The sequence below is a fragment of the Herbiconiux moechotypicola genome, from assembly GCF_024979255.1.
In the GTDB taxonomy this organism is placed as follows: Bacteria; Actinomycetota; Actinomycetes; order Actinomycetales; family Microbacteriaceae; genus Herbiconiux; species Herbiconiux moechotypicola.
In genome coordinates this window covers 42,810-60,232 of the sequence record NZ_JANLCN010000001.1, presented here as the reverse complement: position 1 = coordinate 60,232, position 17,423 = coordinate 42,810, and the positions used below count along the sequence as shown (strand labels likewise).

At 71.9% G+C, this 17,423-nt stretch carries 17 protein-coding genes and 1 tRNA gene; 13 read left to right on the top strand and 5 right to left on the bottom strand.

The genetic code is table 11. The annotated features are described in order from the left end of the window. Window positions 1-5 precede the first annotated feature (5 nt). The 8 genes from N1031_RS00295 to N1031_RS00260 all read left to right on the top strand — a co-directional run bounded on the left by N1031_RS00295 (window position 6) and on the right by N1031_RS00260 (window position 8,582). Window positions 6-917 (top strand): MetQ/NlpA family ABC transporter substrate-binding protein, encoded by a 912-nt coding sequence (locus N1031_RS00295; protein WP_375163592.1) that lies wholly within the window; start codon window positions 6-8, stop codon window positions 915-917. Further along, window positions 917-1,960 (top strand): methionine ABC transporter ATP-binding protein, encoded by a 1,044-nt coding sequence (locus N1031_RS00290; protein ID WP_259477584.1) that lies wholly within the window; start codon window positions 917-919, stop codon window positions 1,958-1,960. The genes N1031_RS00295 and N1031_RS00290 overlap by 1 nt, the downstream gene beginning before the upstream one ends. Continuing rightward, window positions 1,953-2,612 carry a methionine ABC transporter permease gene (locus tag N1031_RS00285; RefSeq protein WP_259477583.1) on the top strand — a complete coding sequence of 220 codons (660 nt, stop codon included), beginning with the start codon at window positions 1,953-1,955 and terminating at the stop codon, window positions 2,610-2,612. The genes N1031_RS00290 and N1031_RS00285 overlap by 8 nt, the downstream gene beginning before the upstream one ends. 61 nt (window positions 2,613-2,673) lie before the next feature. Then, window positions 2,674-3,975 carry an amidohydrolase family protein gene (locus N1031_RS00280; protein WP_259477582.1) on the top strand — a complete coding sequence of 434 codons (1,302 nt, stop codon included), beginning with the start codon at window positions 2,674-2,676 and terminating at the stop codon, window positions 3,973-3,975. Further along, window positions 3,968-5,362, top strand: coding sequence for an NtaA/DmoA family FMN-dependent monooxygenase (locus tag N1031_RS00275; RefSeq protein WP_259477581.1), 1,395 nt, complete (start codon window positions 3,968-3,970; stop codon window positions 5,360-5,362). The genes N1031_RS00280 and N1031_RS00275 overlap by 8 nt, the downstream gene beginning before the upstream one ends. Window positions 5,363-5,521: 159 nt before the next feature. Then, complete coding sequence (locus N1031_RS00270) at window positions 5,522-6,781, top strand: sugar ABC transporter substrate-binding protein (RefSeq protein WP_259477580.1); 1,260 nt, start codon at window positions 5,522-5,524, stop codon at window positions 6,779-6,781. Beyond that, the gene (locus tag N1031_RS00265) at window positions 6,778-7,734 is read left to right on the top strand and encodes a carbohydrate ABC transporter permease (RefSeq protein WP_259477579.1); all 957 of its coding nucleotides are present in this window, start codon (window positions 6,778-6,780) and stop codon (window positions 7,732-7,734) included. The genes N1031_RS00270 and N1031_RS00265 overlap by 4 nt, the downstream gene beginning before the upstream one ends. Continuing rightward, window positions 7,731-8,582 (top strand): carbohydrate ABC transporter permease, encoded by an 852-nt coding sequence (locus tag N1031_RS00260; protein ID WP_259477578.1) that lies wholly within the window; start codon window positions 7,731-7,733, stop codon window positions 8,580-8,582. The genes N1031_RS00265 and N1031_RS00260 overlap by 4 nt, the downstream gene beginning before the upstream one ends. Window positions 8,583-8,616: 34 nt before the next feature. Here N1031_RS00260 and N1031_RS00255 read toward each other — a convergent pair whose 3' ends face one another. Further along, window positions 8,617-9,771, bottom strand: coding sequence for an LLM class flavin-dependent oxidoreductase (locus N1031_RS00255; protein WP_259477577.1), 1,155 nt, complete (start codon window positions 9,769-9,771; stop codon window positions 8,617-8,619). A 100-nt stretch (window positions 9,772-9,871) separates the two neighbouring features. On the opposite strand from N1031_RS00255, the gene N1031_RS00250 reads away from it, so the two are divergent. The 3 genes from N1031_RS00250 to N1031_RS00240 are packed head-to-tail and all read left to right on the top strand — an operon-like array spanning window position 9,872 to window position 13,126. Further along, window positions 9,872-11,131 carry an LLM class flavin-dependent oxidoreductase gene (locus N1031_RS00250; RefSeq protein ID WP_259477576.1) on the top strand — a complete coding sequence of 420 codons (1,260 nt, stop codon included), beginning with the start codon at window positions 9,872-9,874 and terminating at the stop codon, window positions 11,129-11,131. Next, the gene (gene add / locus N1031_RS00245; RefSeq protein ID WP_259477575.1) at window positions 11,121-12,170 is read left to right on the top strand and encodes an adenosine deaminase; all 1,050 of its coding nucleotides are present in this window, start codon (window positions 11,121-11,123) and stop codon (window positions 12,168-12,170) included. Before N1031_RS00250 ends, add begins: the two co-directional genes overlap by 11 nt. Next, window positions 12,167-13,126: an LLM class flavin-dependent oxidoreductase gene (locus N1031_RS00240; RefSeq protein WP_259477574.1), complete on the top strand. Its 960-nt coding sequence runs from the start codon at window positions 12,167-12,169 to the stop codon at window positions 13,124-13,126. Before add ends, N1031_RS00240 begins: the two co-directional genes overlap by 4 nt. Here N1031_RS00240 and N1031_RS00235 read toward each other — a convergent pair. Beyond that, on the bottom strand, window positions 13,098-13,934 hold the full coding sequence (locus tag N1031_RS00235) for a nucleotidyltransferase domain-containing protein (RefSeq protein WP_259477573.1): 837 nt from the start codon (window positions 13,932-13,934) through the stop codon (window positions 13,098-13,100). The two genes, N1031_RS00240 and N1031_RS00235, sit on opposite strands and share 29 nt — an antisense overlap. Window positions 13,935-14,053: 119 nt before the next feature. Here N1031_RS00235 and N1031_RS00230 point away from each other — a divergent pair, with 119 nt between their 5' ends. After that, window positions 14,054-15,028: a nucleoside hydrolase gene (locus N1031_RS00230; protein ID WP_259477572.1), complete on the top strand. Its 975-nt coding sequence runs from the start codon at window positions 14,054-14,056 to the stop codon at window positions 15,026-15,028. A gap of 4 nt (window positions 15,029-15,032) precedes the next feature. On the opposite strand, the gene N1031_RS00225 is transcribed toward N1031_RS00230, so the two are convergent. Beyond that, window positions 15,033-16,196: a hypothetical protein gene (locus N1031_RS00225; protein WP_259477571.1), complete on the bottom strand. Its 1,164-nt coding sequence runs from the start codon at window positions 16,194-16,196 to the stop codon at window positions 15,033-15,035. Further along, a complete protein-coding gene (locus N1031_RS00220) occupies window positions 16,193-16,540 on the bottom strand; it encodes a PadR family transcriptional regulator (RefSeq protein ID WP_259477570.1) in 348 nt (115 codons plus the stop codon). Before N1031_RS00220 ends, N1031_RS00225 begins: the two co-directional genes overlap by 4 nt. Before the next feature lie 117 nt (window positions 16,541-16,657). On the opposite strand from N1031_RS00220, the gene N1031_RS00215 reads away from it, so the two are divergent. Continuing rightward, window positions 16,658-16,728 (top strand) — tRNA-Cys (locus tag N1031_RS00215). Between the two features lie 346 nt (window positions 16,729-17,074). On the opposite strand, the gene N1031_RS00210 is transcribed toward N1031_RS00215, so the two are convergent. Then, the gene (locus N1031_RS00210) at window positions 17,075-17,422 is read right to left on the bottom strand and encodes a carboxymuconolactone decarboxylase family protein (RefSeq protein WP_259477569.1); all 348 of its coding nucleotides are present in this window, start codon (window positions 17,420-17,422) and stop codon (window positions 17,075-17,077) included. Window position 17,423: the final 1 nt, after the last annotated feature.

The window sequence follows — 17,423 nt, the reverse complement described above, 5'->3', positions numbered from 1 at the left end:
ATCACATGTCCATCAGCAAGAAGTTCCTGGCCGCCACCGTGGCACTGCCTCTGATCGCGCTGCTCGCCGGCTGCGCCTCGTCGGGTTCCGGCAGCACCGACGCGGGCGACTCGACCGGCAACAGCGATCCGGTGAAGATCGGGGTCGTCGGGGCGAGCGACCCGTACTGGGAGACCTACAAGAAAGCCGCCGCCGAGGAGGGCATCACGGTCGACATCGTCGACTTCACCGACTACGCCCAGCCCAACCCCGCGCTCACCGAGGGCGAGCTCGACCTCAACCAGTTCCAGCACATCGTCTACCTGGCGCAGTACAACGTCTCGGCCGGCGAAGACCTCACGCCCATCGGCGCCACCGCGATCTACCCGCTCGGCCTCTACTCTACGAAGTACGACGACGTCGCCGACATCCCCGAGGGCTCGACCGTCGCCATCCCGAACGACGAGAGCAATCTCGCCCGCGGCCTGCTCGTGCTGCAGTCGGCGGGACTCGTGGAGCTGAAGGACGGCGGCAGCATCTTCGCCACGCTCGACGACATCGACGAGTCGGCCTCGAAGGTGAAGGTCACCACGCTGGAGGCCTCGCTCACGCCCACGTCGCTGCCCGATGTGGCCGCCGCCATCATCAACAACGACTTCGTCGAAGACGCCGGTCTCACCGCGGCCGACGCCATCGCGCAGGACGACCCGTCCGACCCCAACGCGCTGCCCTACGTAAACATCTTCGCCGCCCGCGCCGACGACGCCGACAACCCCACCTACGCCAAGCTCGTGGAGATCTACCAGACCACGCAGGCGGTGCTCGACGGCGTGCAGGAGGCCTCGGGAGGCACCGCGGTGTTCCTCACCACCCCGGTCGACGACCTGCGGGCGTCGCTCGCCGACGTCGAGGCCGATACCGCGGCGCACGGCGGCTGATGCCGCTCGTCAGCCTGCGCGAGGTCACGAAGGCGTACCCGTCCCGTTCGCGGGGCGGGTACGCCGTGACGGCCGTCGACCGCGTGAGCCTCGACATCGAGGCCGGGGACGTCTACGGCATCATCGGCTATTCGGGCGCGGGCAAGAGCACCCTGGTGCGCCTGGTCAACGCGTTGGAGCCGGTGACCTCCGGCAGCATCCTCGTCGACGGCGTGGAGGTGACGGGCCTCGGAGAGCGGGAGCTCCGCCGCCTGAGGCTCGGCATCGGCATGATCTTCCAGCAGTTCAACCTGTTCACCTCGCGCACGGTGTGGAAGAACGTCGCCTACCCGCTCCGCGTCGCCGGTCTCGGCAGGGCCGAGACCGCGGCCCGGGTCGACGAGCTGCTGGCGTTCGTCGGACTCTCCGACAAGGCGCAGGCCTACCCTGAGCAGCTCTCGGGCGGCCAGAAGCAGCGCGTGGGCATCGCCAGGGCCCTCGCCACCCGGCCGCGCATCCTGCTCGCCGACGAGGCCACCAGCGCCCTCGACCCCGAGACCACCCACGAGGTGCTCGCGCTGCTGAAGCGCGTGAACGAGGAGTTCGGCGTCACCATCATCGTCATCACGCACGAGATGGACGTCATCCAGACCCTGGCCACGAAGGTGGCGGTGATGGATGCGGGGCGCGTGGTGGAGCACGGCGAGGTGTTCGAGGTGTTCTCGCGCCCCCGGCAGGCGTCGTCGCAGCGCTTCGTGTCGACCGTGGTGCGGGGTGTGCCCTCGGCCGCGGAGATCGCGGTGCTGCGCGAGCGGCACCCGGGGCGACTGGTGACCTTCTCGTTCCGCGAGGGCGAGGCGGATGCGGGCGCCCAGGGCCGTCTCTTCGCCGGGCTCTCGGCGGCGGGGCTCGAGTTCGAGCTCGTCTACGGCGGCATCAACGACATCCGCGGGCGGGTGTTCGGGCACCTCACGCTCGCTGTGCGAGGCGCGGACGCCGCGATCGACGGCGCGCTGGGGGCCTTGCCGGCCGGCGTCGAGGTGACGGAGGCGCACCGTGGATGACCTCATCCGGCTGCTGCCCCAGCTCGGCCAGGCGACCGTCGAGACGCTCTACATCGTGGGGCTCAGCCTGCTGTTCGGCGGCATCGGCGGGCTTCTCGTGGGGCTCGGCCTGTACACCACCAGGCCGGGCAGCATCTACTCGAACCGGCCCGTGTTCGCGGTGCTCAACGTGGTGGTGAACGTGTTCCGGCCCATCCCGTTCATCATCTTCCTGGCAGCGGCCCAGCCGCTCGCCCGGGCGGTGACGGGCACCGGCATCGGCAACACCGCCATCATCTTCACCCTCTCGCTCGCAGCCACCTTCGGTATCAGCCGGGTGGTGGAGCAGAACCTGCTCACCGTGCAGCCCGGGGTGATCGAGGCGGCGCGCTCGATGGGGGCGAGCAGGCTGCGCATCGTGCTCACGCTCGTCATCCCCGAGGCGCTCGGGCCGCTCACGCTCGGCTACACCTTCGTGCTCATCGCTATCGTCGACATGTCGGCGGTGGCGGGCTACGTGGGCGGTGGCGGTCTCGGCACCTTCGCCATCCAATTCGGCTACCGGCAGTTCAACCCGGTGGTCACCTGGGCCGCGGTGATCGTGATCGTCGTGATCGTGCAGGCCGTGCAGTTCATCGGGAACGGTCTGGCGCGCAAGGCGCTGCGGCGCTGAGTGTTCCGGATTGTTGCGCCCTCGCTCGCACCGGCCGCGCCGCAGCCCTAGGCTCCAGCGCGTGCCATCCACCGTGACCGTCCACCGTGCGCCCGTGCTCCTCCCGGTGTCCGGCCCTCCGGTCGCCGACGGCGCGGTGGCGGTGCGCGGGGGTGTCGTCGTGGCAGCCGGTGCGCACCACGAGGTGGTGTCGGGCCTGGAGACCGGGTTCGAGCAGATCGAGTGGCAGGGCACGATCGCCCCTGGCCTGGTGAACGCCCACACCCACCTGCAGTACAGCGACATGGCCGCAGTCGGACTCGGCCGCTACGACGGTTTCGAGCACTGGTCTCACGCCTTCCAGGAGGCGTACGAGCGCCCGCACGACTGGGCCGCCTCGGCGGCCTCCGGGGCGGCTGAAGCACTGCGCTGGGGCACGACGGCGCTGGCCGACATCGTCACCGACCCGGCGGCGGGCGGAGCGCTGCACGACGCCGGGCTGCACGGCATCGTCTATTGGGAGGTGTTCAACTGGAAGGCGGGGCGGTGGGATGCGGAGGGCCGCGCCCGCGTGACCGAGGCGCTGGGCCGCATCCCGGCTCCCCCGGCGACCGGGCTCTCGCCGCACGCCGTGTACTCGCTCGACACCGACGTGCTGCACGACCTGGTGGAGTTCGCGGCCGAGCTCGGGCTGCGCCAGCACATCCATGCCGCCGAGGCCGCCTCCGAAGACGAGTTCACGCGCACGGGGACGGGCACGCTCGCCGAGCAGTGGCGGCAGTACGGGCACGCCGACCTGCAGCTGCTCGCCGGCGGCGGCTCGGGCCTCGGGGCGATCTCCTACCTCGACCGGGCGGGTGCGCTCACCCCATCGACCCACCTCGCGCACGGCATCTACGTCGACGCCGACGACCGCGCGCTGCTGCGACGCCGGGGCGTGACGGTGGCGCTGTGCCCCCGCTCCAACGCGGTCATCGGGCTCGACCCGCCACCCGTGGCCGCCTACCTGGCCGAGGGCAACGCTCTGGCCGTCGGCACGGACTCGCTCTCCTCGTCGCCGTCGCTCAACCCGCTCGCCGACGTCGCAGCCCTTCATCTGCTGGCGCGGGCGCAGGGGTACCGGGAGGCCGACCTGCACGAGCGGCTGCTCGAGGCGGTCACCCTCGGAGGCGCGAGAGCGCTCGGCCTGGAGGGCTCGACCGGGCACCTGACGCCGGGCGCGCGCGCCGACTTCGCCGTCTTCGACACGGCGAGCCCCGACCCACTCGACGCTCGCGCCGAACTGGTCGAGACCGGCTCGACCCCGGTCACCGCCACCCATGTCGACGGCGCACTCCTCTGGAGCTCGACCGCCGGCCACGCGAAGGAGAGCACCCATGCCTGAACGCCGCCCCCTGCTGTACGGACTCTACGAGCAGGCCTGCGTGGGCAACGGCTCCGGCGCGGTGAGCCTGTGGACGCACCCCTCCGACGAGCGCTTGAACGCCACCGGGCTGCAGTACTGGCTCGACCTGGCCAGGCGCACCGAGGAGGCCGGCTTCGACCTGTTCTTCTTCGGCGACGTGCTCGGCCTCTACGACACCTACGGCGGCTCGGCGGCCACGGCGCTCGAGTGGGGCGTCGAGATCCCCGCCCACGACCCGCTGCTGCACATCCCCGCCCTCGCGGCCGTGACCGAGCACCTCGCGTTCGGCGCCACCGTCTCCACCACCTACGAGCATCCGTTCGCCCACGCCCGCCGGTTCAGCACGCTCGACCACCTCACGGCGGGCCGGGTGGCGTGGAACGTGGTCACCTCCTACCTGCCGGGCGCCGCCCGCAACTTCGGCCTCGACGTGGTGGCGCACGACACGCGCTACGACCGCGCCGACGAGTTCCTCGACGTGGCGTACGGGCTCTGGGAGGGCAGCTGGGAAGACGGTGCCTACCTCGGCAGCAAGGAGCGGCGCCGCTTCGCCGACCCGTCGAAGGTGCACCGGATCGACCATGACGGGGCGCAGTTCCAGGTGGCGGGCCCGCACCTCAGCATCCCCTCGCCGCAGCGCACGCCCGTGATCGTGCAGGCCGGCTGGTCGGCGCGCGGGCGCGAGTTCGCCGCCCGGCACGCCGAGCTCGTGTTCGTGGGCGAGTCGGAGCCCGCGAAGATCAGGGAGGGGCTCGACGACATCCGCCGCCGGGCGGCCGAGTTCGGCCGCGACCCGTCGGAGATCCGCGCCGTGGTGGGGCTCAACCCGGTGCTCGCCTCGACGCCGATCGCCGTGCAGGAGAAGATCGACGACCTGCAGTCGTACTACTCGGCCGAGGCCCAGCTGGCCGCCTACGCGGGCTGGAGCGGCATCGACTTCACGCGCTATCGCGACGACGAGCCGCTCGTGAAGCAGGAGACCAACCACACCCAGATCGCCGGCGCCCGGCCCGACACGCCGCCGCTGCCGGCGGGCGAGGTGCGCGAGCGGTTCAGCCGGGTGACGGCCTTCGCCGACGACCGCTTCATCGGCACACCGGATGCGGTGGCCGCCGAGGTGGAGCGGTTCGTCGACGAGTCGGGGGTCGACGGCTTCTTGCTGCACCAGTTCGTGTCGCCCGGGTCGCTGAACGACTTCACCGAGCTGCTGGTGCCCCGGCTCCGTGAACGCGGTCTCTTCGGCGGGTTCCCCACGGGCGGCACCTTCCGCTCGCGACTGCGCTCCGACCGCTCCGACCGGCTGGCGGCCGACCACCCGGCGGCGCGCTGGAGGCGTGGCGGGAACGAGAACGCCCCGAACGCCTGAGCGTGCGATTGTTACGCATTCTTGCCCCGTGTGTCGGGGGGTGACGCACCGCTGGCGCGCCCGCGCCGGGCCGTCCCAGAATGGGGCACCGGCCGCGTGTGCGCGGCTCGACACAGCATCCGGTGGCCCCTCGGCCGCCACCCGAAAGGAACCCTCCCCATGACCGTGAACCGCCGCACCCGCCGCGCGCTCTCCCGCTCACTCCCCCGTGTGCTCGCCGCCACCGCCGTCGCCGGCTCGCTCGCCCTCGCCGGCTGCTCCTCGGGCGGCACGCCCTCCTCCACCAGCGGCTCCGGCGACTTCGACGGCGTCGAGCTCACGGTGTGGAACAACATCGACTACGACCCCTACCAGAGCCTGCAGGAGAAGTACTTCGCCGACTGCGCCACCGAGCTCGGCATCACCGTGAAGAACGAGACCATCACGGGCGACTACACCTCGAAGCTGCTGCAGGCGGCCAGCTCGAAGTCGCTGCCCGACATCGCGCTGCTCAGCACCGACGTGCAGGTGCCGCTGCTCGCCTCGCAGGGCGTGCTCGCCGACCTCGACTCGCTGGGGGTCTCCACCGACGGCCTCGAAGACAGCGTCGCCGCCCTCGGCCAGTACGAGGACACCCTCTACGCCCTGCCGGTGCAGGTGGAGGACTACGCGGTGTTCTACAACAAGGACCTGTTCGCCGCCGCCGGCATCACCGAGGCGCCCACCACCTTCGACGAGCTCGTCGAAGACGCCAAGGCCCTCACCACCGCCGACCAGTACGGCGTGGCCTTCGCCGGCAACGCCACCGACGGCGCCGCCCCCGTGTTCTTCCTGCCCTTCCTGCTGAGCGCCGGCGGCGACCCCGCCGACCCCACCAGCGACGGAGCGGTGGCCGCGGTCGACCTCTACAAGAAGCTCTTCGACGACGGCAGCCTGTCGAAGGAGTTCGTGAACTGGGGCTGGGACGCCAACGACCAGTGGACCGGTGGCAAGGCCGCGATCGCGGTGACGGGTCCGTGGCAGTTGGTCACCCCCACCGACTTCGAGTACGGCATCGCTCCGTTCCCCACCCTCGAGGCCGGAGAAGAGCCCAAGGTCGGCCTGCTCGGGTACGCCTACGGCGTCGCCGCCCAGAGCGACGAGACCAAGGCCCAAGCCGCGGCCGCGCTCGTGGAGTGCCGCGCCTCCGAAGAGAACCAGGTCGAGACGGCCGTGCAGGGCGGCTACATCCCGGCCCTCACCACCGCCCAGGAGGCCTTCGTGGCCGAGGTGCCCGGCGCCGCTCCCTTCGTCGACGCCGTGCCCACCGCGGTCAACACCGCCACCCTCGGCACCGACTGGAACACTCTGCAGCAGCAGTACGTGACCGCGATCCAGGATGCGACCGTCAACGGCACCAGCGCCGAGGAGGCCCTGAGCAAGGCCGTCGCGGGCCAGTGACCACCAGCGCCACCCGCGCCACCACGCCGCGCCGCCCGGAGCCCACCCGCTCCGGGCGGCGCGGCCTGTCGCTGTCGGGCCGCACGAAGGCCGAGCTGGTGGGCTTCCTCGTGCCGGCCATCGTCTTCTTCGCCCTCTGCTTCGTGTTCCCCCTCGGCTACGGGGTGTACATGAGCACCACCGACTTCACCACGGGCACCTTCTTCACCGGCGAGGCGCCCTTCGTGGGCCTGGACAACTTCGTCCACATCTTCTCCTCGCCGCTGCTCGGCAAGGCGATCGTCAACACCCTGCTCATCACGATCGTCTCGGTGACGGTCGAGCTCGTGGTGGGCTTCGCCCTGGCCCTGCACTTCAACCGCCGTTTCCCCGGCAGCCGCTGGCTACCGATGCTGCTGCTCATCCCCTGGCTCCTCCCCGCCGTCGTGGTGGGCACCATCTGGAAGTGGTTGCTCTCGGGCGACGGCGCCGTCAACGACGTGCTGCACGCGATCGGCCTGCCCACGAACGCCTGGCTGGCCGACCCCGCGACCGCACTGTGGGCCGTCATCGCCGTGTCGATCTGGGGCGCACTGCCCTACTGGGTCACCATCCTCGGCGCCGCCCTCAAGCAGGTGCCCGACGACCAGCTCGAGGCCGCGCAGCTCGACGGGGCGGGCGCGTGGAAGCGCCTCGTGTACATCGTCGTGCCGAGCGTCTGGCCCGTCATCTCGGTGCTCGTCGTGATGAGCATCGTCTACACCCTCCTCATCGTCGACCTCGTGCTCGTGCTCACCCAGGGCGGCCCGGCCGACAACACCGTCACCCTCGGCCTGCTGTCGTACCGCTCGGCGTTCCAGCTGTTCGAGTTCGGTGACGCGGGGGCCTACGGCATGGTGCTGCTGGTCATCAGCCTGGGCTTCGCCGGTGTCTACACCTGGCTCTCGCGGCGCGGCGAGAGGCGGCAGTCGTGAGCCGCGCGCCTGGCCGCGCCACGGCGCGCGGGCCCCGCCGTGGCCGTGCCGGGCGCATCCTGCTCACGGTGCTGAGCGTCGCCATCCTGCTGGTGTACCTCTTCCCGGTGTTCTGGATGCTCTCGGCCTCGCTCCAGCCGGGCGTCACCTCGGCGAACATCGACTGGATCCCCGCCGCGCCCAGCCTCGACGGCTACTCCACCGTGTTCGAAGACGGGCTGGAGAGCCTGCAGGTGAGCATCATCGTCTCGGCGGGTTCGGTGCTGCTCAGCCTCTTCGTGGCCATTCCGGCGGCCTACGCCCTCAGCCGGCTCACCTCGCGCATCGTCGACGTGGCCCTGGTGCTGCTGCTGCTCGCGCAGATGATCCCGAGCGTGGTGCTCGCCAACTCGTTCTACGCCATGTTCAATTTCTGGGGCGTGCTCAACACCTACGCGGGGCTCATCATCGCGAACTCCACCGCGGGCATCCCGTTCGCCATCATCGTGCTGAGGGCGTTCATGCTGCGCCTCGACCACGACGTGGTGGAGGCCGGCAAGCTCGACGGCCTGGGTCCGCTCGGCAGCCTCGTGCGCATCGTGCTGCCGCTGTCGCGGAACGCGGTCATCACGGCGGGCGTGTTCACCTTCCTGTTCAGCTGGGGCGACCTGCTGTTCGGGCTGACACTCGTGACGCAAGACCAGATGTATCCCATGACGGTGTTCGTCTACGCCCTCACGAGCTCGCAGGTCACGAGCTGGGCGGCGGTGATGGCGGCCTCACTGGTGGCGAGCCTGCCGGCGCTGCTGGTGGTGTTCGCGGCGCAGCGCTACGTCAAGGCGGGGATCGCGGTGGGCGGCGGCCGCTGAGGTCGGCCGCCCGTGGAGGCCCGCCGACCGCCGATCAGTCCCAGGCCTCCGCGAGCAGCTCGTAGGAGCGGATGCGGTCGGCGAGCGCGTGCGCCTGGGTGGTGACCACGAGCTCGTCGGCCCCGGTGGCCGCGGCGAGCGCCGCCAACCGCCGCACCACGGTCGCGGGCGAGCCGACGATCCGGCTGGCCAGCCGGTCGGAGACCTGGGCCCGCTGCGACTCGGTGAGCGGATGCGCGGCGGCGGTCGCGGCGCTGGGGTACAGCGGCGCGGCGTACTCGGTGCGCGAGCGGTAGAGCCACAGCCCGAACGGTTCGGCGATGCGCGCGGCCTCCTCGTCGGTCTCCGCCACCACCACGTCGGCCGACACCGCCACGTAGGGGCGGTCGAGCTGCGCCGAGGGCACGAACGCCTCCCGGTAGGCGGCCACGGTGGCGAACACCGACTGCGGCAGCGAGTGGTAGTTGGCGCCGAAGCGCAGCCCGTTCCGCCCGGCCACCTGGGCGCTCACCCCGGCCGAGCTGCCGTGCACCCAGAGGTCGACATCGGCGCCCTCGGCCGGGGTCGCCACCACCTCGACCCCCTCGGGCACCTCGAACCCACCGCGCAGAAAGCCGAGCACTTCGGCGATCTGCTCGCCGAAGTCGGCCGGGGCACCCGGGGTGCGCGAGAGCAGGCGGTCGTTGAGCCCCGCCCGCACGTCGTTGAAGGGCACCACCACCCTCGGCGGCACCACCACCCCGTCTACGAGCTCGGACTCCCCCACTGGACCTGGTTCGAGCTCCCCCACGGCGAGGCGGTCGTTCACGGCCCGCGCCGCGGCCCGTTGAGCCTCCGACGGCCCACCCCGTCCGACCCCGAGGTCCACCCCGCGCCCCGCGAGGGCGGCGACGGTGCCGCCGATCTCGGCCACCTGCAGCGGTGCATGGTTGTCGATGACGATCACGGCGGTGCCCACTCGGATGCGCGTGGTCGCCGCGGCGACGGTCGGCAGCAGCAGGTACGAGGCGGCGCCCGCTCCGCCGGGGTAGAGGTGGTGCTCGGCCACCCAGTAACGCTGGTAGCCCGCCCGATCGGCGGCACGGGCCAGGGTCACGGCATCGGCGAGGGCGCTCGCGGGGGTGCCGCCCTCGGGGATCAGCACGAGATCGAGCACGGAGAGGGGGATGCCGGCGCCGGGTTTCTGCACCCGCCCCATGATGCCCGAGGGGTGCCCGCCGACACAGCCGCGAGTCACACTCCGACACGGAGCGCGGTTGGCGGCCGGACTCTTCTAGGATCGGTCTCCGATGTCACAACCACTCCGGCGGGTGCACCTCGGTGCGTTCTACCCGAACGACCACCACTTCACGCTCTGGTCGCATCCCGACGCCGGGAGCCAGATCGAGTTCGACGCGTTCCTGCGGTTCGCCCGGGGCGCCGAGCGCGGGCTGTTCGACTTCGTCTTCCTCGCCGAGGCGAACTGGCTGCAGGAGCACCGTGGGCGGGTGGTCGACCACGCCATCCTCGACAAGCCCGACCCGCTCACCGTGCTCTCCGGTCTCGCCGCCGAGACCACGCACATCGGGCTCGTGGCCACCGTCGGCACCACCTTCTCCGACCCCTACGACGTCGCCCGGCGGCTCGCGGCGCTGCAGCACCTCTCGCAGGGCCGGGCGGGGTGGAACGTCGTGACCTCGCACACAACCTTCGGCATCGGTGCCTCCACCAACTTCCGCCCGGGGCGCATGGTGGCGCACGCCGACCGCTACCGGCAGGCCGACGCGTTCCTGCGCGAGGTGGGCGCGCTGTGGGCGGGCGACGACCCGAGCGCGGCGTTCGACGCCGTGGCCGGTCATCGTCCGGCCATCGTGCAGGCGGGCGGATCGCCGGAGGGGCGCGACCTCGCGGCCGCCCACGCCGACGTGGTGTTCGCGGGCCGGCGCAGCATCCCGGAGTCGAAGGCGTTCTGCGACGACGTGCGGGCCAGGCGCCGGGCGGCCGGGAGACACGACCAGGTGCTCTTCCTCCCCAGCACGGCGTTCGTGCTGGGCGATACCCCGGCCGAGGCCGAGGAGCGGCTGCGCGAGTGGCGCGCCCTCGAGATGACGCCGCGCACGGCGATCTTCTTGCTCGAAGAGGTGTGGGGGCACGACCTCAGCGGGCTCGACGTCGACGGGCCGCTGCCAGCGTTCGACCCCGACTGGGCCCATGCCGAGGCGTTCACCCGTGGCGAGGTGGGCGAGGCGCGGGATGCGCGGGTCATGATCGCGGAGTGGCGCGCGCTCGCCGAGGAGCGGTCGCTCTCGGTGCGCGAGCTGCTCGGCGTGGTGCGGGCGCGCCGCGATTTCGTGGGCACCCCGCGCCAGGTGGCGGAAGAGATCAACGCCTGGGTGCAGGCCGGGGCGGCCGACGGGTTCGTGGTGAACCCCTCCGTGGTGCCGAGCGGCATCGAGGAGTTCGTCGACCGGGTGGTGCCCGAGCTGCAGGAGCTCGGGGTGTACCGCGAGGAGTACTCCGGATCGACTCTGCACGACCACCTGCACGAAGGAGACGCCCGTGTCCGCTGACAGCCTCGCCGGCCGCATCCCTGCCGCCGGGCCCTCCGAGCCTCCCTACCCGAAGATCGAGCTGCACGTGCACCTCGAGGGCGCCGTACGACCCGCCACCCTGTTCGAGCTCGCCCGCCGCAACGGCATGGCGCTCCCCGTCGACTCGCTCGAGGAGCTCGAGCGCTTCTACGAGTTCAGCGACTTCGACCACTTCATCGACGTGTGGAACGTCACCACCCACGTGGTCGACACCGCCGACGACTTCCGCCAGGTGGTCGTCGACTACGCGAAGGAGGCCGCATCGTTCGGGGTGGTCTACCTCGAGGGCATCTTCTCGCCCGGGCAGTACCTCAGCCGGGGCATCGAGAGCCGAGAGCTGTTCGAGGGCTACACCGACGGCATCCAGGACGCCTTCGAGCAGACCGGCGTGATCGTGCGGCTCACCCCCGACATCGACCGCAACCGCGAGCCGGAGTCGAGCCTGCCCATCGTGGAGGAGTCGATCCGTTTCCGCGACCGCGGCATCGTGGGCGTCGGGCTCGGCGGGCGCGAGCGCGCCGCCCCCACCTCCGACTTCGTCGAGCTGTTCGCCCGGGCGCGCGACGGTGGACTCGCGGCGGTGCCCCACGCGGGTGAAGACGACGGGGCGCGCTCGGTGCGCGAGGCCGTCGAGCTGCTGGGCGCCGACCGCATCCGCCACGGCTTCCGCGCCATCGACGACCCCTCGCTCGTGCGCGAATTGCGAGACCGGCGCCTGGTGCTCGACGTGTGCCCCACCTCCAACCTGCGCACGCGGGTGGTGCCGAGCCTCGCCGAGCATCCGTTGCCCGCCCTGCTCGCCGCGGGCCTCGCCGTGACGGTCAACACCGACGACCCCGCCATGTTCGGCACCGACCTCGGGGTGGAGCACCGCTTCGCGCTCTCGGTGGGGGCGGATGCGCGCGAGCTCTACGAGGCGGGCGTGGTCGGGCAGGTGGCGGGGCCGGAGATGGAGGCGCACCTGCGCGCCGTCGGTGACGCGCACTGGGGCGCGCGGGCGTCGGAGGCGGCGTCGTGAGCGGCCAGGCCGCCTCCCGGCGCACACTCGTCGGGCTGTCGCTCGACGGCATCGGGGCCTCCACGGATTCCGGTGCGTCGGGCGTCGACGAGCTGGTCGACGCAGCCCGGCGTGCGGAGGCGCTGGGCTTCGACCTCATCGTGCTCGACGACCCGTTGGAGCGCGCGGCCGACGGACGAGCCCGCGTCTCCCCCACCGATGCGCTGGCATTCCTGGCTCGCCGCACCACCCGCATCGGACTCCTCGCGACGGCGCGCAGCCACTACCGCGAACCCTTCCACGTGGCCAAGGAGGTGGCCACCGTCGATTTCATCAGCTCGGGCCGCGCCGGACTCCTCGTCGACCCCACGCGCACCGCGGTCGCCGACGCCCACTTCCCCCAGGCCGCAGACCTCGACCCCACCGAGCTCGTCGCAGAGGCGGCCGAGTTCGCGGAAGTCGTCTCCGCGCTCTGGGATTCGTGGGAAGACGGCGCCGAGATCAGAGAGGCCGTCACCGGAAGGTACGTCGACAACACCAAGATCCACCACATCGACCACTCCGGTCGCTACTTCACGGTGAAGGGCCCGCTCATCACCCCGCGTCCTCCCCAGGGCCAGCCGCCGCTCTTCCTGCTCGACGCCCCCGGTTCGGGCCGCCTCGCCGCGCTGCCCGGGCATCGCATCGAGTTCCTGCCGGTCCCCGCCGTGTACGTCGCCCTCGCCGCGCTCGCGGCGGCGAGGGCGACGTCGGGCACCGCAGCCGGTCCCGTGAGCGGCACCGAAGGCTCCCTCACCCTCGTGCTCACGACGCCGCCTCAGCTGGTCGGCGACATCCTCACCGCGCTGGAGATCGATCCCGCCGTTCTGGGCGACACCCCGGGCATGGCCCCGTCCCACCTGCGCGAGCGCCTCGGGATTCCGCGACCGCGCAGCCGATACGCGGGCCTCACCGGCCGTGGAGACCGGCCAGCGTGACGTCGAGAAACTCCATCGCCAGGCGCTCGGCCTCGACGTTCCGCACGAGCGGCGCCGCCGCTGCTACCGCGTGCCGGGCCTCCGCGCCGTCTCGCCAGCGGCGGTAGAGCGCGATCGAGGCCAGCAGTGCCTCGACGATCGCGGCCGGCTCGTAGCCGCAGACCGTGCTGCGCAACTCGACCGCTGCGACGGGCGCGACCGACTCGATCCGGCGCACGCCGCGCGCTTCCCGCCCGGCGGCGACCGCGGCAAGAGGCCCCAGCACCGCGCCCCGCACGAACCCCAGCAGATCGAGCACCTCGAACCACTCCCCCCGGGCGGCCTTGGTGGCGGCGTAGTGCACCCACACCCAGAAGCGATCCTCCGCCCACTGCAGGTCGAAGCCGGGCTCGCCGGCACCGGCATCCGCACCGGCCCGGTCGAGCTCGGCAGCCACCGCTCCGGCGGTGTCGTGCACGACCTCGCCCGACCTCACGCTCCGACCCACGTCGGAGATCCGCACGAACGTGAAGTCCACGTGCACCAGCGGCGGCCCGAGCAGCGTGATGATGAGGCGCGGCTCCCCCACGTGCTCGCCGGTGAACCCCGCCACCAGCGGCGCCCACGACGCGATCAGCCGCATCCGCTCGCTCATCACGCTCTCGTGCTGCGCATCGTCGGTCACCAGCACGAGGTCGACGTCGGAGTGCTCGTCGCCCCTACCCGCCCCGAGCGAGCCCGTGAGGCAGACGCCGACGATGCGCGAGTCCGCGGCGATCTGCGACAGCAAGGCGTCGAGCATCCGTCGCTGCAGTTCTGGTGCCGTCATGTCGTCTCCCCGCCGTCGCCCGATCGAAAGTCCTCCAGATTACACAGCCGGCTACACACGGCGTAACAGTGCGTCGGATGCGCGTGGCGGGCCGTGCCCAGCCGGTAGATTCGGTCGTCGTGACCGCTCCCGACGACATCCGCCACATCGTTCTCGACACCGACACGGGCATCGACGACGCGCTCGCCCTGCTCTACCTGGCGGGCCGGCCCGACGCCGAGCTCTCGGCCATCACGGCCGTCTACGGCAACACGCCGGTCGACTCGTCGCTCACCAACATCGCTCGGGTGCTGAAGGTGGCGGGCCTCGAGGACACGCTCGTGGCACGCGGCGCCGACCGCCCGATCGTGGGCGAGCCGGCCATCGCGCACCTCGTGCACGGCCGCGACGGGCTCGGCGACCTGTGGAGCGACCCGATCGCGCCGAAGAACCTGTCGCCGCTCAGCGCCGCCGAGCTCATCGTGGAGCTCGGCCGCTCACGCCCCGGCTACTACGACCTGCTGCCCGTGGGACCGCTCACCAACATCGGGCTCGCGCTCGAGCTCGACCCCGAGATCCTCACCCTCTACCGCTCGGTCGTCATCATGGGAGGCTCGGGACCGTTCCCGCCGCTCGGGGTGTCGCAGATGGTCGACGCGAACATCCAGAACGACGGCGAGGCCGCCCGCCGGGTGTTCGCCGCGCCGCGGAACGAGCTCGTGATGGTGGGCGTCAACGTCACCGCGGGCACGATCGTCGACGAGCAACAGGTCGAGGCGCTCGCCCGCGCCGGCACCGAGTGGGGCACCTTCTCGGCGCAGGTGCTCGGCGCCTACATGGACTTCTACCAGCACGCCTGGGGGCGTCGCGTCTCCTCGGCCCACGACGGCCTCGCCGCCGCACTGCTCGTGCAGCCGTCGTGGATCACGGGCTCCCGCCGCGGCCCCGTCAACATCGTCACCGACGGCTACTCGGTGCGCGCCCACCTGCTCGAGACCCACGAGGGCTACCCGCCGAGCTGGCCCACCGAACCCGCCCCCGACACCCTCGTCGTCACCGAGGTCGACCGCGAGGGCTTCCTCCGCGACTTCATCCGCGTGCTCTCCGGCCGCTGAACCGTCACGCCGCCAGGGCGCCGCGGGGTCTCCGCCCTGTCACGTCCGCTTCTCTCGACACCCGCGGGGCCCATCCGAGCGCCACCAGTGCACCCGCCAGGGCGAGCTGGCCCACGATGGGCAGCACGGCCGAGATCACCGAGCTGTCGCCGCCCGAGGTCATGAAGGTGTCGGCGATCGACATGCCGATCGAGAAGCCCGCGAAGAAGCGGAAGAACACCGCGCCCCCGACGAGCGCCAGTACGATCACGACGATGCGGCGCGGGGTGAGTCCCGTCGAGCCCCGTCGCGCGGCGATGACCACGAGCACGAGCGCGGGAACGAGCCAGAACACGGCCCACACCGTCACCGCCACGACCGCGGTGCCGAGAAAGAAGCCGTCGTCGGAGGCCATGCGCCGGTAGACCTCCCCCAGCCCGAGCCCGGGTGCCTTCGCCAGTGGGTTCCACACCAGAGTGTCGAGGCCCCCGACGACGACGATCGCGAGCATCGCGACCGCCCCGCCGACGGCGACCGGCAGGCGCTGCCGGCGGGTGGCCCGACGGGGTTGGAGCGCGAGCGGCGGGGATCCGACCACGACCGCGAGCCCCGCGGCCAACCCGAAGATCCCGACGAGGAGGCTCACCGCCGCGAGCACCAACGGGGCGAGTCCGTCAGAGAACAGCGGATGAGCGAGCGGCATCACCAGGAATACCGGGGCGAGCAGCGTGGCGAACAGCGCCGCCCTCGCGAGCGCTGTGCGCGCGGTGAACGCGGCGATCGCCGTCATGACGGCGCCCACGAGGGCCAGTGCGATGGCCAGTCTCAGCACCAGCCATCCCGCCGACTCGAGCGCGGCCAGCACGGCCGGGGTGGCTCCCGGGCCCTCCGGCACGATGCCACCGCCGGTGAGGAGGAGCCCGAGAAGAACGACGCCGCTCGCCCCGGTGAGCGCGATCCCTCGCCGGGCGAGGCGACGGGGCCGGGAGCCTCGAGGCTCACCGGTGTAGTCGGGCACGTCGCGGTCGAGCGTGAGGGTCACGACGGCGGCCCCGAGCACCACGTCGCGACGGCGGAGCCCCAGTTCAGCGGCTCCGGCCGCGTCGGCGCGCCACTCTTCGAGGTAGCGGCCGCGTGCCCCCGACGGCAGCAGGCGGGCGAGCGCGCGGAGCACCCGGTCGACGCTCACGACAGCGCTCCGCCGTGCGCCGGCGCCAGTGGCGCGCGCGGCGCCGAACGCGGCCTCTCGCGCCGGGCGACCCGCTCGAACCGGTCGACCGCCTCGCGCGCCGCATCCGCCCCCTCTGCACAGAAGCGGTACAGCCGCCGGCGTGGCCCGTTGCGCTCGCTGTCGGCCTCCCACGCCGACTCCACCCAGCCCGCGCCTTCGAGCCGCTCCAGGATCGGGTACACGCTCCCGGCCGGCCTCCCCGACCTCTTGACGACCGCGAGCCCCCAGAGCTCGCCGCCCTCCTCGAGAAGGATGCGCAGCACGTCGACGGTGGCGGGGGTGAGCCGACTCAAAGGATCCATGCACCAAGTCTAGCTATATAGAGATAGAACTGTCCAGAGCATTCCTCACAGCACATGCTGACACGGGACGTCACGATCGGGCGCCGGCCGTTCCGATCGGAGAGGGTGGAGTCACATCGCGGTGTGCCCGAGTGGTCAGGGAGCGGCCTGCAAAGCCGTCTACGCCGGTTCGAATCCGGTCACCGCGTCGACAGGCCCGCGCGCGCCGGCAACCACCCACTTCGCCAATCGAGCGCGCGTCCGGCGCTTCAACAGGCCCGGATGCGCCCACGCGTGGCGAAACCGGCCCAGCCGGGGCCGCTGAGAGCGATACGACACACCAGGCCGCACCGGAAACCGTTCACAACCGCACGATCGCGCGCATCCGCCCGCCCGAGAGCGGCGGATGGGCGCAGTCGTGCACGAGCGAACGGCGCCACCGCACGCAAAGACGAACGTGGGCGGTCAGGGGCTCGAAGAGCCGCTGTGACCGCCCACGTTCGTCTCAAGCTCGGCCGGAGCGCGCGCCGCGGCAGGCCGCGCGCGCCGGGCCGCTCAGTGCTGGTGGTCGCCCGCACCGCCGAGCTTGAACGCGAGCCGGCCATGCGCGTACCCGCCTCCGGCACGGATCGCCGTGGCGACCCACGCCGCCTCGGCGAGCTCGCCGTCGGTCGCGCCAGCCTTCACGGCGTTTTGGCTGTGGGCGTCGATGCAGTACACGCACTGCGTCGTGATGCCCACGGCGAGCGCGATGAGCTCGCGGTACTTCAGCGGGATCTCGCGCCCCTCGGCGGCGAACACCGCGCTGTCGAAGGCGCTGAACGCGGCGAGGATGTCGGGCGTCTCCTTCTTGTAGACGGCGGTGAACTTCTTGTCCTCGGTGCGGTCGTAGTAGTCGGACACG